This window comes from Noviherbaspirillum autotrophicum, assembly GCF_000818395.1.
GTDB classification, from domain to species: domain Bacteria; phylum Pseudomonadota; class Gammaproteobacteria; order Burkholderiales; family Burkholderiaceae_D; genus Noviherbaspirillum; species Noviherbaspirillum autotrophicum.
In genome coordinates this window covers 3,763,859-3,779,157 of record NZ_JWJG01000028.1, presented here as the reverse complement: position 1 = coordinate 3,779,157, position 15,299 = coordinate 3,763,859, and the positions used below count along the sequence as shown (strand labels likewise).

The 15,299-nt window shown below is 60.6% G+C and carries 12 protein-coding genes and 1 tRNA gene; 6 read left to right on the top strand and 7 right to left on the bottom strand.

What is annotated here, in order from left to right; all coding sequences use genetic code 11:
- Positions 1-118: 118 nt before the first annotated feature.
- A tRNA-Ser gene (locus TSA66_RS18825) sits at positions 119-209 on the bottom strand.
- A gap of 413 nt (positions 210-622) precedes the next feature.
- Between TSA66_RS18825 and TSA66_RS18820 the strand changes: the two genes are divergently transcribed.
- Positions 623-2,407, top strand: a complete 1,785-nt coding sequence (locus tag TSA66_RS18820; RefSeq protein ID WP_040042760.1) for a GGDEF domain-containing protein — start codon at positions 623-625, stop codon at positions 2,405-2,407.
- Between the two features lie 22 nt (positions 2,408-2,429).
- Here the strand turns inward: TSA66_RS18820 and serS are convergent, their stop codons facing one another.
- The 4 genes from serS to TSA66_RS18800 all read right to left on the bottom strand — a co-directional run bounded on the left by serS (position 2,430) and on the right by TSA66_RS18800 (position 8,280).
- Complete coding sequence (serS, locus tag TSA66_RS18815; protein ID WP_040041083.1) at positions 2,430-3,725, bottom strand: serine--tRNA ligase; 1,296 nt, start codon at positions 3,723-3,725, stop codon at positions 2,430-2,432.
- A 248-nt stretch (positions 3,726-3,973) separates the two neighbouring features.
- Positions 3,974-5,269, bottom strand: coding sequence for a replication-associated recombination protein A (locus TSA66_RS18810; RefSeq protein WP_040041082.1), 1,296 nt, complete (start codon positions 5,267-5,269; stop codon positions 3,974-3,976).
- A gap of 12 nt (positions 5,270-5,281) precedes the next feature.
- Positions 5,282-5,905, bottom strand: coding sequence for an outer membrane lipoprotein chaperone LolA (gene lolA / locus TSA66_RS18805; RefSeq protein ID WP_232429494.1), 624 nt, complete (start codon positions 5,903-5,905; stop codon positions 5,282-5,284).
- Positions 5,906-5,943: 38 nt separating this feature from the next.
- Positions 5,944-8,280 carry a DNA translocase FtsK gene (locus TSA66_RS18800; RefSeq protein WP_040041080.1) on the bottom strand — a complete coding sequence of 779 codons (2,337 nt, stop codon included), beginning with the start codon at positions 8,278-8,280 and terminating at the stop codon, positions 5,944-5,946.
- A 259-nt stretch (positions 8,281-8,539) separates the two neighbouring features.
- Between TSA66_RS18800 and trxB the strand changes: the two genes are divergently transcribed.
- From trxB to TSA66_RS18785, 3 genes are all read left to right on the top strand, one after another.
- Entirely contained in the window at positions 8,540-9,496 is a 957-nt protein-coding gene (trxB, locus tag TSA66_RS18795; protein WP_040041079.1) for a thioredoxin-disulfide reductase, read from the top strand.
- 91 nt (positions 9,497-9,587) lie between these two features.
- Positions 9,588-10,226, top strand: a complete 639-nt coding sequence (locus tag TSA66_RS18790; protein ID WP_040041078.1) for a Smr/MutS family protein — start codon at positions 9,588-9,590, stop codon at positions 10,224-10,226.
- Positions 10,227-10,299: 73 nt separating this feature from the next.
- Positions 10,300-10,902, top strand: coding sequence for a trimeric intracellular cation channel family protein (locus TSA66_RS18785; protein WP_040041077.1), 603 nt, complete (start codon positions 10,300-10,302; stop codon positions 10,900-10,902).
- A 65-nt stretch (positions 10,903-10,967) separates the two neighbouring features.
- Here TSA66_RS18785 and TSA66_RS18780 read toward each other — a convergent pair whose 3' ends face one another.
- Together TSA66_RS18780 and TSA66_RS18775 are read right to left on the bottom strand one after the other, a co-directional pair.
- Positions 10,968-11,306, bottom strand: coding sequence for a P-II family nitrogen regulator (locus TSA66_RS18780; RefSeq protein ID WP_040041076.1), 339 nt, complete (start codon positions 11,304-11,306; stop codon positions 10,968-10,970).
- An 18-nt stretch (positions 11,307-11,324) separates the two neighbouring features.
- Positions 11,325-12,938: an NAD+ synthase gene (locus TSA66_RS18775; protein WP_040041075.1), complete on the bottom strand. Its 1,614-nt coding sequence runs from the start codon at positions 12,936-12,938 to the stop codon at positions 11,325-11,327.
- A 45-nt stretch (positions 12,939-12,983) separates the two neighbouring features.
- Between TSA66_RS18775 and TSA66_RS18770 the strand changes: the two genes are divergently transcribed.
- Positions 12,984-14,120, top strand: coding sequence for a GNAT family N-acetyltransferase (locus tag TSA66_RS18770; protein WP_040041074.1), 1,137 nt, complete (start codon positions 12,984-12,986; stop codon positions 14,118-14,120).
- Between the two features lie 120 nt (positions 14,121-14,240).
- A complete protein-coding gene (locus tag TSA66_RS18765; RefSeq protein ID WP_052452432.1) occupies positions 14,241-15,299 on the top strand; it encodes a serine/threonine-protein kinase in 1,059 nt (352 codons plus the stop codon).

Here is a 15,299-nt window from a genome sequence, read left to right as displayed (position 1 = left end):
CCCCCAAAATGTCTGGATGTCAACGAACGTTAAAACTGCGTATGAAACAAAAAACCCGCGTAACTCATTGAGTTATCGCGGGTTTTCGGATCTTTTGGAACTTCTTTAGATCATGTTTTGGCGGAAAGGGTCGGATTCGAACCGACGGTACGGTATAACCGTACACTGGATTTCGAGTCCAGCGCATTCGACCACTCTGCCACCTTTCCGTCTTCGGTCGTTTTGCGGCTTTGAAACGCCGCAAAGCGAGAGATTATAACAGACAAGTCACAGGGAAGGAATAGCCATTCCAATAATTGGCAGCCGGACATACACGCCCTATCCGTTTTCCCTTTCATGCTCCTTATGTTCATAAAATTTTCACGAATCATCATCCTGTCATAAATGACATTTAGCATGGCGGCGCAGTATCGAAAATAGAACAACACGAAAGGCCGCCTTGAGCTCGCTTCAATTTTTCAATCAGCCTGTCAGCGATTTGGCGCAGGAGTACAACATGATGACCTCCAGCACTGCGGACTTCATCAACGCAGATCTTTCCCAAGGCACTGCCACTAGGCGCATCCCGGGAATGACCGCCAATGACAGGAACAAGCCGAGGCTGCCGGAAAGCAGGGATGCCATGCTGTTATCGCGGTTGAATGAAATCCTGAGCCAGCGCCAGCTGACGGCGCTGTTTCAGCCCATCATCCATATGCAAAAAGGGGAAATCGTAGGCTACGAGGGCTTGATCCGCGGGCCGTCCGACAGTCCCTTGCATTCGCCGCTGAACCTGTTCAAGGTCGCGCGCGCCAATAACCTGGGCGTGGCCGTCGAGCATATGTGCCGGCGCGTGGTGCTGGAACGCTTCGCGGAACTGAACCTGCCGGGCAAGCTGTTCCTCAACGTGAGCCCGGAAATGCTGCTACAGCCGCACGCCCGGCGCGGCGAAACGCTCGGCTACATCGACGAAGTCGGCATCAATCCGGAGCGCGTAATCATCGAGCTTACTGAAAACCAACCCACTTACGACTACGACTTGCTGCGCGAGGCGGTGATGCACTATCGCGGCATGGGCTTTCAGATCGCGATCGACGACCTTGGCGAGGGCTTTTCCAGCCTGCGCCTGTGGTCTGAGCTGCGACCGGAATACGTCAAAATCGACATGCATTTTGTGCAGGGCATCAACCATGACCCGGTCAAGCTGCAGTTCGTGCGCTCGATCCAGGAAATCGCGGAAGAGTCCGGCACGGTGGTGATTGCCGAAGGCATCGAGACGCAGGCCGAGCTGCTGCTGATCCGCGACCTCAGGATCGCACATGGCCAGGGCTACCACATCGCACGACCGCAGCAGACGCCCGGCACCGACCTGCCGATGGACGTGGCGAAAAGCCTCAATCGCAATGGAGTGGCCGTGTATCCGCAAAAGAGCGCATTCGAGCACAACATCGTAACCGCCATGAAGCTGTTGCGCGCCGTGCCTGCGGTGGCGCCCGGCATGACCAACAACCAGGTTTATGAAATTTTCCGTGCCGCTCCCGACTTGCAGATCGTGCCGGTGGTCGACAACGACGTACCGCTCGGCCTGATCACCCGGCCAGACCTGATCGACCGCTTTGCCCGCCCCTATCTGCGCGAACTGTACGGCAAAAAGCCCTGCACCACCTTCATGGATGCCAAGCCGCTGATCACAGACAAGAACACCAGCCTGCAGGAGCTCAGCCAGATCATCGTCGAGGCCGACCGCCACCATCTGTCGAACGGCTTCATCATCACCGACGGCGGACGCTATCTCGGCATGGGTACCGGCCAGGACCTGATGCGCGAGCTCACGCAGATGCAGATCAATGCGGCACGCTACGCCAATCCGCTCACACTCTTGCCCGGCAACGTGCCGATCAACGAACATATCGACCGCCTGCTGCAAAGCGGCGCGCGCTTTGCAGCGTGCTATGCCGATCTCAATCACTTCAAGCCGTTCAACGACGTGTACGGCTATCGCAAGGGCGACGATGTGATCCAGATGACGGGAATGATACTTGGAGCGCATTGCGATCCGAACCGCGACTTCATCGGCCATATCGGCGGCGACGACTTCATCGTGCTGTTCCAGAGCGAGGATTGGGAGCAGCGCTGCGAGGCGATCCTGGAGTCGTTTGCCGCAGCCGTGCCGGAACACTACTGCAGCATGGACCGCGAGCGCGGCGGCTATATCAGCGAAGACCGGCGCGGCCGCAAGGTGTTCCATCCGCTGACCAGCCTGGCGCTGGGGGTGGTGCGGGTCGATCCGGGACAATACCTGTCGCACCACCAGATTGCGACAGCCGCATCGGATGCCAAGAGACAGGCGAAAAAAATCCCCGGCAACAGCTTGTTCATCGAACGTCGCCAGGGAGTGTCGTCGTCGCAGTGGCCGTACCCGGGGTAATTACCGGGTCTATGCCGGCACCTTACGCCGTGCGCGCCAGCCGCTTCAGCCCGCCCATGTAGGGCTGCAGCGCTTCGGGAATGTCGACGCTGCCGTCGGCCTGCTGGTAGTTTTCCAGAATCGCGACCAACGTGCGCCCCACTGCCAGGCCGGAACCGTTCAGGGTATGCACCAGCTCCGGCTTGCCCTGCGCATTGCGGAAACGGGCCTGCATGCGGCGGGCCTGGAACGCTTCGCAGTTCGACACCGATGAGATTTCTCGATACGTGTTCTGCGCCGGCAGCCACACTTCGAGGTCATAAGTCTTGGCCGCACCGAAGCCCATGTCGCCGGTGCACAGCGTGATCACACGGTACGGCAGGCCGAGCTTCTTGAGAATGGCCTCGGCATGGCCGACCATCTCTTCCAGCGCTTCGTACGATTTTTCCGGGTGCACGATCTGCACCATCTCGACTTTGTCGAACTGGTGCTGGCGAATCATGCCGCGCGTGTCGCGCCCGTAGCTGCCCGCCTCCGAGCGGAAGCACGGCGTATGCGCGGTCAGCTTGATCGGAAGCTGGTCGGCCGCGACAATCTCGTCGCGCACCATGTTCGTCAGCGGCACCTCCGAAGTTGGGATCAGATACAGCGCCTCGCCCTCGCCTTCCTGCCCGCCCTTCTTCGCCGCGAACAGATCGGCCTCGAACTTCGGCAGCTGGCCGGTGCCGCGCAGTGAATCGGCATTGACGATGTAAGGCGTATAGCACTCGGTGTAACCGTGTTCGCCAGTTTGGGTGTCGAGCATGAACTGCGCCAATGCGCGATGCAGGCGCGCGATGCCGCCTTTCATGACTGCAAAGCGCGAGCCGGTCAGCTTGGCCGCGACGTCGAAATCCAGCCCCAGTGCGGCGCCGACGTCAACGTGATCCTTCACCTCGAAATCGAATGCGCGCGGCGTGCCGACCTTGCGTACTTCGACATTGGCAGCTTCATCCTGCCCGACCGGCACCGATTCGTGCGGCAGGTTCGGGATGGTGAGCATGAACGCGCTCATCTTTTCCTGCACCGCATCGAGCCGCTCGGCAGAAGCCTTCAGCTCGTCGCCGATGCCTGCCACTTCGGCCATGACCGCGGACGTATCCTCGCCCTTCCCCTTGAGCATGCCAATCTGCTTGGACAGCGTATTACGCTTGCTCTGCAGCTCTTCGGTACGGGTCTGGATCTGCTTGCGCTCGGCTTCCAGCGCATTGAAAGCGGCGACGTCGAGCTGGAACTTGCGCGCAGCCAGTCGGGCCGCGACGCTATCGATGTCCTTGCGGAGAAGTTGAATGTCGATCATGGGAGTTGCGAGGGTTTGAATGCGAAAACCGACATTGTACCAAGCGGGATGGGTTTTCCAGCGACGCCCGAAGGCTTTCCTGCTTGATTCTTGGCAAATACTTTGGCGCCTAATACTGTCGACGTTCCCGCTTCACGCTGCCGGGAAAACGAGCGGCTTAAAGCAGCGGACTTTTTTGGATCACTTTTTTTGGCCGTGACGAAGAACGTGAGCGCGTGCCGGCCAGCTCCCGGACCGGGGAACGGCATCTACTTCTTCGCGTTCTTCCTTGCATCCCGATCCAGCCCCCGCAAATGCGCCAGCTTTTCCCCGATCCTGATCTCCATCCCGCGCGGCACCGGCTGGTACCACCCCGGCTCCGCCATCCCGTCCGGCAGATAAGTCTCTCCGGCCGCATAGGCGTCCGGTTCGTCATGCGCATACCGGTACAGCTTCCCGTATCCAAGCTCCTTCATCAGCTTGGTCGGCGCATTGCGCAAATGCTCCGGCACCGGCCGCGACTTGTCCTTCGCGACGAATGCCCGGGCCGCATTGTAGGCGTTATAAACCGCATTCGACTTGGCCGCGCACGCCAGGAAAACCACTGCCTCGGCCAGCGCCAGCTCGCCTTCAGGCGAACCGAGCCGTTCGTAAGTTTCTGTCGCGTCCAGTGCCAGGCGCAGGGCGCGCGGGTCGGCCAGTCCGATATCTTCGGCCGCCATGCGGATGATGCGGCGCGCCAGGTAGCGCGGGTCGGCGCCGCCGTCGAGCATGCGCACGAACCAGTACAGCGACGCATCGGGATTGGAGCCGCGCACCGACTTGTGCAGCGCCGAGATCTGGTCGTAGAACGCGTCGCCGCCCTTGTCGAAACGGCGCAGGTTTTCCGCCAGCGCGGTGGCAAGAAGCGCTTCGTCCACTTCCTGCTGGTCGTTTGCAGCCGCCGCACGCGCCACGATTTCGAGGTTGTTAAGCAGCTTGCGTCCGTCGCCGTCGGCGCTGGCGACCAGGGTCGCTTTCGCGTCCGGCGTGAAATCGAGGCCGTCGAGTTCCTGGATGCAGGCGCGGTCAACCAGTTCATCGAGCTCCTCGTCCGACAGCGACTTCAGCACGTACACGGCCGCGCGCGACAGCAATGCGCTGTTTACCTCGAACGACGGATTTTCGGTGGTCGCCCCGATGAAGGTAAACAGCCCGCTCTCCACGTGCGGCAGGAACGCATCCTGCTGGCTCTTGTTGAAGCGGTGTACCTCATCGACGAACAGGATGGTGCGGCGCCCCGAGTTGGCACGTACCACCTGGGCGCGTTCGACCGCTTCGCGGATTTCCTTCACGCCCGACAGCACCGCCGACAGCGCAATGAATTCGGCATTGAAGCTGTCGGCCATCAGGCGCGCCAGCGTGGTCTTGCCCACGCCCGGCGGCCCCCACAGGATCATCGAGTGCGGCTCGCCCGATTCGAAGGCCACCCGCAAGGGCTTGCCCGGCCCGAGCAGATGCTGCTGGCCGATCACTTCATCGAGCGACTGGGGACGCAGCCTTTCGGCTAAGGGGATGGATGCCACGAAAACCGGCCGCTATTGCTGGAACACGTCGGCGCCCTTCGGCACCACGAACCGGAACTGGCCGGATGCCATCGGCAGATTTTTCTCGAACCGGTTAAACGTCAGCAGCGACACCTGGCCGAAGGAATCGCGCAATTCCATCGCGCGCGGCACGCCGTCCTTCAGTCCGATGCCGATCTTGTCGAATGTCGTGTCCTTGGTCTTGGGCGTGGCTTCCAGCCATTCCAGCCCGTCCTTGGTACCGGCGTCTTTCAGCGTGAAATTCTTTTCCAGGTCATTGCTGCCGAACAGAATCGCGGCCGGCGAGGAACCGAGCGCGTTGCCCAGCTTCTTGATGGTGACCTGATTCAAATCCTTATCGTAAATATAGAGATTGTCGCCATCGGCCTGCAGCAGCTGTTCATACGGCTTCTGGTAAGTCCAGATAAATTTGCCGGGACGCTCGAAGGCGAAGCTGCCAGCCGATTGGCCGGACACCTTGGTCGCGCCGTCGACCACCTTGACCTGGCGCTGCGTGAACTCGCCCTTGGCCGACTTGGTACTGCCGACAAATGTCTTGAACTGATCCAGCGCCGAAGCGCTGGCAATGGCAGGAATTGCGATTGCGGTTGCCGCCAGCAGTTTTACGAGTCGCACGGCGGCGCCGGAATATATTGTTTTTTTCAACGTCTACCCTATTCGGAATTATTACCAGCCGGCACGAGAATTTCTCGATTGCCGTTGGATTGCATGGATGAAACCAACCCGCTCTGCTCCATTTGCTCCAGCAGGCGGGCTGCGCGATTGTAGCCGATACGCAGATGGCGCTGCACCAGCGAAATCGATGCGCGGCGGTTCTTCAGCACCACTGCCACCGCCTGGTCATACATCGGGTCGGCTTCGCCGTTGCCGCCGCCTTCGCCGCCAAGCGCCGCATCGCCGCCCTCTTCAGCGACGCCACCTTCTAGGATTCCCTCAACGTAATTCGGTTCCCCCTGCGCCTTCAGGTGCTGCACCACGCGGTGCACCTCGTCGTCGGACACGAACGCCCCGTGCACGCGGACCGGCAAGCCGGTCCCCGGCGGCATGTACAGCATGTCGCCCATGCCGAGCAGCGTCTCCGCGCCCATCTGATCGAGAATCGTGCGCGAGTCGATCTTGCTGCTGACCTGGAATGCAATCCGTGTCGGGATATTCGCCTTGATCAGGCCGGTGATCACGTCCACTGATGGGCGCTGCGTCGCAAGGATCAGGTGGATGCCGGCGGCGCGCGCCTTTTGCGCGATACGCGCGATCAGTTCCTCCACCTTCTTGCCGACCACCATCATCAGGTCGGCCAGCTCGTCGATAATGATCACGATGGTCGGCAGCTTGTCCAGCGGTTCCGGCGCGTCCGGCGTCAGGCTGAACGGATTCGGGATCTTTTCCTCTTTCTTTTCCGCCTCGGCGATCTTCTGATTGTAGCCAGCCAGGTTGCGCACGCCGAGCTTGGACATCAGCTTGTAGCGCCGCTCCATCTCAGCCACCGCCCAGTTCAGCGCGTGTCCTGCCTGGCGCATGTCGGTCACGACCGGTGCCAGCAAATGCGGAATGCCTTCATACACCGACATTTCCAGCATTTTCGGGTCGATCAGGATCATGCGCACATTGTTCGGATCGGACTTGTACAACAGCGACAGGATGGTCGCATTGATGCCGACCGATTTACCGGAACCGGTGGTGCCGGCCACCAGCAGGTGCGGCATCTTGGCCAGGTCGGCCACCACCGGATTGCCGGCGATGTCCTTGCCGAGCGCCACCGTCAGGCTCGATGCGCTGTCGTTGTACACCTTGGAGCCGAGGATCTCGGTCAGGCGCACGATCTGGCGCTTCGGATTCGGCAACTCCAGGCCCATGTAATTCTTGCCAGGGATAGTTTCGACCACGCGGATCGAGGTCAGCGACAGCGAGCGTGCTAGGTCGCGCGCCAGATTCACGATCTGGCTGCCCTTGACACCGGTGGCAGGCTCGATTTCATAGCGCGTGATGACCGGGCCCGGATAGGCGGCCACCACCTTGGCTTCGACGCCGAAGTCCGACAGTTTCTTCTCGATCAGCCGGCTGGTGAATTCCAGCGTCTCGACGCTGACTGTCTCCTGCGCCGGCGGCGGTTCGTCCAGCAGCGACAGCGGCGGCAGATTGGTGTCGGGTAGATCGGCAAACAGGGACACTTGCTTTTCCTTCTGGACGCGCTCGGATTTCGGCACCTCGACCACTTGCGGCTCGATGCGGATCGGTGGCGCTTCGACCACCTTGGCGCGCTCCTGCACCACCACTTCCTCACGCTTGACTGCGGCCACTTGCCCGATCTTGCGGTCTTCGCGCTCGGTGTAGCGATGGCGTACGGCGTTCGCCCCATCCTCGATCCAGCCGCCGATGCGCTCCGCGACCGCCAGCCACGAAACGTGGAAGAACAGCGAAAAGCCGACGCCGAACAGCAGCAGCAAAAACAGCGTCGCGCCGGTGAATCCGAACGCGTTTTGCGCAGCGCCGCCGACCAGTTCGCCCAGCACGCCGCCGGGCGCACGCGGCAACTGCACTTTCAGCGTGTACATGCGCAGGTATTCGATCGCCACGCTGCCGATCAACATCAGCACGAAGCCGATCGAACGGATCCAGACCTCGTGATGATGCTCCGGCTCGAGCTCTTTCTGGAACAGGAAACGATGCGACAGGCGCCGATAGCCGGCCCAGACCAGGCGCACCATGTAGACGCAGCACCACCATGCCGAAAATCCGAAAATGAACAGCATCAGGTCCGCCAGCCAGGCGCCGATATGCCCGCCCCAGTTATGCAGGCGCGGGACCACATTCGCGTGGGACCAGCCCGGATCCGCCTTCGAATATGTCAAAAAGATAAGGATCAGGTACACCGTCGCGGCCGTCAGCGCGAACCAGCGCGCCTCGGATAGCAAGCGCACCAGGCGGTTCGGCAAGGGGTTTTCCGGAGTCGGATCAGTGTTGCGGGTGTAGGCTTGGGCTGTTCGGGTCATAACTCTTGCAAAATCGGTGATGCACTCGCGTTCCGGCCGCATATGGCTCGCGGCTGATCGCAGCGACGGGCATCCTCGCGAAGCATGTTCGTCTATAATCTTAACCAGTTTTTCGAGTGCAATACGTTAATAAATAGTAACGCGGTTGAAATTTCGCCTTTTGGCGACATATTCACCGCACTTATGAACGGTCAGCACCCGTTTTTGTCAGCTTTCCACGCTCTCACCGACCAACCCTATCCCCTTTCCACACACTGCCATGGCTACCACCAAACACGCCCACGTCCTGATTATCGGTTCCGGCCCCGCCGGCTACAGTGCAGCAGTCTATGCCGCGCGCGCCAACCTCAAACCGGTGCTGGTCACCGGCGTGGAGCAAGGCGGCCAGCTGATGACCACCACCGACGTTGAAAACTGGCCCGGCGACCCGATGGGCGTACAAGGCCCCGAGCTGATGCAGCGCCTGCTGCAGCATGCGGAGCGTTTCAACACCGAAATCATCTTCGACCATATCCATACCGCGAAGCTGACCGAAAAGCCGATCCGCCTGATTGGCGACTCCGGCGAATACACCTGCGATGCGCTCATCATCGCCACCGGTGCTTCTGCCCAGTACCTGGGACTGCCATCGGAAGAAGCGTTCATGGGACGCGGCGTGTCAGCCTGCGCTACCTGTGACGGCTTCTTCTACAAGAACCAGCAGGTCGCGGTGATCGGCGGCGGCAACACCGCAGTCGAAGAAGCGCTGTACCTGGCCAATATCGCCAGCAAGGTGACGCTGGTGCACCGCCGCGACAAGTTCCGTGCCGAGCCCATCCTGATCGACCGCTTGATGACCAAGGTCGCCGAAGGCAAGATCGAGCTCAAGCTCAACCATACGCTCGATGAAGTGACGGGCGACGACAGTGGCGTCACCGGCCTCAACATCAAGTCGACCACCACAGGCGAAGTCAGCAAGGTCGCGGTGCACGGCGTGTTCATCGCGATCGGTCACAAGCCCAACACCGGCATCTTCGAAGGCCAGCTCGACATGCACAACGGTTACATCAAGACCAAGACCGGGCTGGAAGGCATGGCGACCGCGACCAACATCCCGGGTGTGTTCGCCGCCGGCGACGTGCAGGACCATGTCTATCGCCAGGCGATCACCAGCGCCGGCACCGGCTGCATGGCCGCACTCGACGCGCAGCGTTATCTGGAAAGCCAGGAAGGCTAAAGCAGTTGCAGCGCCGGCTGTCGCCGCAGGAAACAAACCGTTCGCATGGCGCGCTTCGAGCGGGTGCGAACGGTGTCAGGAAGTACTCATCATGTCTGGATCCATCAAGGATTTCGCCGCGCTCAAATCCCTGCGCGCGCAAGTAAAGGCCCAGGAAGAAGCGCGCAAGGCAGCCGAAGCGGAACGGCTGCGCCGCGAGCAGGAAAGCAGGCGTGACGCCGAACTGTTCCGGCGCGCGGTGGGCGATGTCGCGCTGCTGCCGCCTTCTGGCAAGGCACATTCAACGTCGCCGCAGCCATTGCCGATTCCACGCCAGCGCATCGCCGACGAGCAGGCGGCGCTGGAAGAATCGCTGTCTGACGAATTCACCGTCGACACGCTGCTCGACACCGACGAAGCCTTGAGTTATGCGCGGCCCGGCATCGGCCAGGACATCCTGCGCAAGCTGCGGCGCGGCCATTGGGTGATCCAGGGCCAGCTCGACCTGCACGGGATGCGGCGCGATGAAGCGCGCGAGGCGCTCGCCGAATTCCTGCGCAATGCGGTCAAGCGCGGCACGCGCTGCGTGCGCATCATTCACGGCAAGGGCCTGGGCTCGGTCAACAAGGAACCGGTCCTGAAGAACAAGGTGCGCAACTGGCTGGTGCAGAAGGAGGAAGTGATTGCCTTCTGCCAGGCGCGCGCGGCCGACGGCGGCTCAGGCGCCCTGGTCGTGCTGCTGCGCGCCTAGGGTGGATCAGCGCGGCTTGTATTCGCCGCGTCTGCGGGTATCATGCAGCGATTACCTTTCACCCGCATCACGTATGTCCCTGATCAAGATCATCGAGGTCCTCGCCATCCTGATTGGCGCGTTCTCCGGCTTTGCCGAAGCGCGCAGCAAGAAGATGGACGTGGTCGGCGTATTCACGGTCGCTTTCATTACCGCTTTCGGCGGCGGCACGCTGCGCGACATCTTGCTCGACAAGCGGCCGCTGTTCTGGGTCACGCACCAGGAATATGCGATTCTGATCTTCGTGCTGTCGCTGATCGCCGTGCCGGCGGTCCGCATGGCGCGGAAAATCGTATCGGAAAGAGTGATCGTATTTGCCGATGCGCTCGGGCTCGGTCTGTTCTCGATCGCCGGCGTATCCGAGGCGCTGGCCGCCGGCATGCCGATCTTTATCGCCTCGATGATGGGCGTCATTACCGGCGTTTTCGGCGGCATCCTGCGCGATATCGTATGCAATGAAATCCCAATGGTGCTGCGCGACGGCAGGCCTTACGCGATCTGCTCGTTTGCGGGATGCTGGATGTACCTGCTGATGCAAAAATCCGGCGTGCCGCCGGATTTTTCATTGTGGTCGAGCGCGCTGGCTATTTGCGGATTACGCCTGGTGACCTGGGCCAAGGGTGTGCGCCTCGAATGAATGCGAACGACGGAATCGGATGCGGCTGAGCATGAACGATTCCACCGTTCGCAGGGAAAACGCGATTAGACCGCGTCCGCCCCCGTTTCGCCGGTGCGGATGCGAATCACCTGCTCCACGTTGCGCACGAAAATCTTGCCGTCGCCAATCTTGCCGGTGCGAGCCGCCTTGATGATAGCGTCGACCGCCTGCTCCACCACCTTTTCATCCACCACCGCCTCGATCTTCACCTTCGGCAGGAAGTCGACTACATACTCGGCGCCGCGGTACAGCTCGGTATGGCCCTTCTGGCGGCCGAAGCCCTTCACTTCCGTCACGGTCAGGCCGGTGACGCCGATCTCACCCAGCGCTTCGCGCACTTCGTCCAGCTTGAAGGGTTTGATAATTGCGGTAATCAATTTCATATTAGCTCCTTAATGTAATCACTCACGAAATTTGGACGTGATCGGATAACGCCAGTCGCGGCCGAATGCGCGATGCGTGACGCGAATGCCGATCGGGGCTTGGCGGCGCTTGTATTCGTTAATTTTAATCAAACGCGTTACACGCTCGACATCTTCCTTACGATACCCGTGTGCAAGGATCTCGGCAATGCTGCGGTTCTCTTCCATATACATCTGCATGATTGCGTCCAACACCTCGTACGGCGGCAGCGAATCCTGGTCGGTCTGGTCGGGCCGCAATTCCGCTGACGGTGCGCGCGTCAGGATGCGTGTCGGGATGACATCGGAAATCTTATTGCGGTAATCGCACAGGCGATACACCAGCGTCTTGGCGATATCCTTGATTACTGCGAATCCGCCCGCCATATCGCCGTACAGCGTGCAGTAACCGACTGCCATCTCGCTCTTGTTGCCGGTGGTCAGAACGATCGAACCGTACTTGTTGGACAGCGCCATGAGGATAGTGCCGCGAATGCGTGCCTGAATGTTTTCCTCGGTCGTATCTTCCGGCAGCCCCCTGAATTCCTGCGCCAGCGTCTTGCGGAATGCATCGAAGCAGTCGACGATCGGGATCTCGTCATAGCGCACGCCGATGCGCTTGACCATGTCGCGCGAATCGATCCATGAAATCTCGGCCGTATAGGGCGACGGCATCATCACCGCGCGCACCTTGTCCGCGCCCAAGGCATCCACCGCGACCGCCAGCGTCAGCGCCGAGTCCACGCCGCCCGACAAGCCGATGATCACGCTCGGGAAGCCGTTCTTGGTCACGTAATCGTGCACGCCCAGCACCAGCACCTTGTACGCCTGCTCCTCAACCGGCAGATCGGGCTCGATGACCGACAGCGTCGGGGTGGCGCCATCGAACTCCACGATCTGCAGGTCTTCCACGCAGTGCTTCATGCGGGCTCTAAGCTCCCCTTGCGCGTCCAGCACAAAGGAATTGCCGTCGAAAACCAGCTCATCCTGGCCACCGACCAAATTCGCATACACGATAGCCATGCCGCGCACCGTGACGTTGGCGCGCATCACGTCATAACGCTGATGCTGCTTGTTGATGTGATAGGGCGAACCGTTCGGCACCAGCAGGACTTGGGCGCCAGCGGCCTGCGCCCGCGCCGGCGCATGCGCAAACCATGTGTCTTCGCAAATATTGATCCCGAAGCGCACGCCCTTCACATCGAATACGACTGCCTCGTCGGCGGATGCGAAATAACGCTTTTCGTCGAATACAGTATCGTTCGGCAAGTCATGCTTGCGATAGGACGCCAGCAGCTTGCCATTGACGACGACCGATGCGGCATTGAAGCGTGCGCCTTCCTGCAAGACTGGATGGCCGACCACGACGTGCACATCCTTCAAGTCCGCCAGCTCGGCCGTCAGCAGTTCGAACTGTTCGGCCGCTTTTGCGTAGAATGAATGACGCAACAACAAATCTTCCGGCGGATAACCGACCAGCGACATTTCCGGAGTCAATACGACATCCGCCCCCTGTCCCGCGGCGCGGCGCGCGAAATCGACGATTTTTGCCCGATTGCCCGCCAGGTCTCCGACGGTGCTATTGATTTGTGCGATTGCAACTTTGACTGTCATGATGGTGCAAAGACGGCTTAACTCTGCTGAAACAAGTTATTGATAGTGAATTATCGCACGCGAATCGTTTCCGCTCTGTCTGAAATCGGTCAAGCCGAATGGGATGCGCTTGTGTCGGTGCAGGCGGATCGCAATCCATTTCTTTCCTATGCATTTCTTGCAGCGCTGCACGAGACCGGTTGCGCCACGCCCGATACCGGCTGGCAGCCACAATACCTGACGCTATGGCGCGACAACGAGCTGTGCGCGGCGCTGCCGCTGTACGTCAAATCCCACTCCTACGGCGAATATGTATTCGACTGGGCATGGGCCGACGCCTATCGCCGCAACGGCTTGGAGTATTACCCGAAGCTGCTGTCGGCAATTCCTTTCACGCCGGTGACGGGAAGCCGGCTGCTGGCGCACGATGCGGCGGCGGCAAAAAAGCTGATTGAAGCGCTGAGCGCACTCCAGGAAAACAGCGGCCTGTCGTCGACGCACATCCTGTTTCCGCCGGCGGCGCAGGCGCAGGCACTGCAAGCGGCCGGCTTCATGCTGCGCAGCGGCGTCCAGTTCCACTGGCTCAATCAGGGCTACGGGAGCTTCGACGATTTTTTGTCGGCGCTCGACCGCAAGAAGCGCAAGAACATCCGCGCCGAGCGCCGCAAGGTGCATGACGCGGGCATCCGCTTCCGCCATGTCGCAGGGGAGGACGCCACCGAAGCCGACTGGCGCTTTTTCAAGCGCTGCTACGACCACACTTATGCGGCCCACTATTCCACGCCTTACCTGAATCTCGGTTTCTTCCTGCGCATCGGCGAATCGATGCCGCAACATATCCTGCTCATCGTCGCCGAGCGCGACGGCAAGCCGATCGCCAGTTCGCTGGTCTTCCACGATCGTGATGCGCTGTACGGCCGCTACTGGGGAGCCCTTGCGGAAGTGCCATGCCTGCATTTCGAGACCGCGTACTATCAGCCGCTCGAATTCTGCATCGCCTGCGGCATCGAACGCTTCGAGGGGGGCGCGCAAGGCGAACACAAGATGGCGCGCGGTTTTCTTCCCGAAAAAACCTGGTCGGCCCACTGGCTGGCCCATCCTGCCTTCGCCGATGCCATCGAGCGCTTCCTGCAACAGGAAGCCGGCGGAATCGACGCTTACATTGACGAGCTGGGTGAACACACCCCATTCAAGCTCTCTTAACCTGCAGTCGAAACCGGCAAAAAACCGGAAGGTAAACCATAGCGCCCGGGAAGACAATTTCTGGTGCGAGTTGGTGCTATTTTCTTGCCAAGAATAAAACTTCCCGGCATCCTTTCCCTCATGACTTTTCAGCCGACTGCCAGCGTGACATCGATTGCCCCAGCGCTCAGCCGGATCGGGCGCTTCTACATTACGCGCGAACTAGGGCGCGGCACCGTCGGGTGCGTTTATCTTGGCCACGATCCGGTCATCGGCCGCGATCTGGCGATCAAGACCTTCAATCCACGCCTCACGCTTGCCGAAAAATCCCGGTACGAACAGCAATTCCTCAATGAAGCGCGCGCCGCAGGCTGCCTGTCGCACCCGCACATCGCCACGATCTATGACGCCTCGGTCGAAAACGGCGCGACCTACATCGCAATGGAGTATCTGCAAGGACGCGAGCTGAGCAAGTTACTCGACAACGGCCACCGCTTCCGGCCGGACGAGGCGGCATCGATCGGATGGAAGATCGCCGATGCGCTTGACCACGCGCACCGCAATGACGTCGTGCACCGCGACATCAAGCCGGCCAATATCTTCATGGTGAAGGATGAAATGCCCAAACTGGTCGATTTCGGCATCGCGCGCGCGCCGAAGCGAGCGGGCAGCATGGGAAATGAAGCGATCGCCGCGGATAACTGGTCGTACACCATCTTTCAGAACAACAAGCTGTTCGGCACGCCGGCCTACATGTCGCCCGAGCAGGCATCGGGCAAACCGGCAGGCCCGATGACCGATATCTACTCCCTGGGCGCCGTCATGTATGAAATGCTGGTCGGCCAGAAGCCATTCCAGTCCAGCAGTGTCGACAAACTCTTGAGCGAGATCGCGTTCCGCGCGCCGCCGGCGCCCCATGAGGTTGATCCGAACATACCGATGGCGCTGTCGCACATCGTGATGAAGGCCATGAGCAAGCGCCCCGAAAAGCGCTATCCGACGGCGGAAGCGATGGCGCTCGACTTGAAGCGTTTCCTGCTGCGTGAAAGGCGCGCCATGCGCCGCATGAAACTCGACATGGTGACACTCGAGCGCCGCGCTCCCCGGAAGCTGTCGTTCGTGGGCAGCCGGCTATTCTGGGCCGGCTGCCTGTCGCTGACGACTGCAGCGGCAGTAGTGGCGGTCAAGTTATTGCGCTGA

What these genes read in the sequence shown, in the direction of transcription:
- TSA66_RS18820 (WP_040042760.1), top strand. Translation starts at nt 623, where the DNA reads ATGCTGTTATCGCGGTTGAATGAAATCCTGAGCCAGCGCCAGCTGACG.
- serS (WP_040041083.1), bottom strand. Translation starts at nt 3,725, where the DNA reads ATGATCGACATTCAACTTCTCCGCAAGGACATCGATAGCGTCGCGGCC.
- TSA66_RS18800 (WP_040041080.1), bottom strand. Translation starts at nt 8,280, where the DNA reads ATGACCCGAACAGCCCAAGCCTACACCCGCAACACTGATCCGACTCCG.
- trxB (WP_040041079.1), top strand. Translation starts at nt 8,540, where the DNA reads ATGGCTACCACCAAACACGCCCACGTCCTGATTATCGGTTCCGGCCCC.
- TSA66_RS18790 (WP_040041078.1), top strand. Translation starts at nt 9,588, where the DNA reads ATGTCTGGATCCATCAAGGATTTCGCCGCGCTCAAATCCCTGCGCGCG.
- TSA66_RS18785 (WP_040041077.1), top strand. Translation starts at nt 10,300, where the DNA reads ATGTCCCTGATCAAGATCATCGAGGTCCTCGCCATCCTGATTGGCGCG.
- TSA66_RS18780 (WP_040041076.1), bottom strand. Translation starts at nt 11,306, where the DNA reads ATGAAATTGATTACCGCAATTATCAAACCCTTCAAGCTGGACGAAGTG.
- TSA66_RS18775 (WP_040041075.1), bottom strand. Translation starts at nt 12,938, where the DNA reads ATGACAGTCAAAGTTGCAATCGCACAAATCAATAGCACCGTCGGAGAC.
- TSA66_RS18765 (WP_052452432.1), top strand. Translation starts at nt 14,241, where the DNA reads ATGACTTTTCAGCCGACTGCCAGCGTGACATCGATTGCCCCAGCGCTC.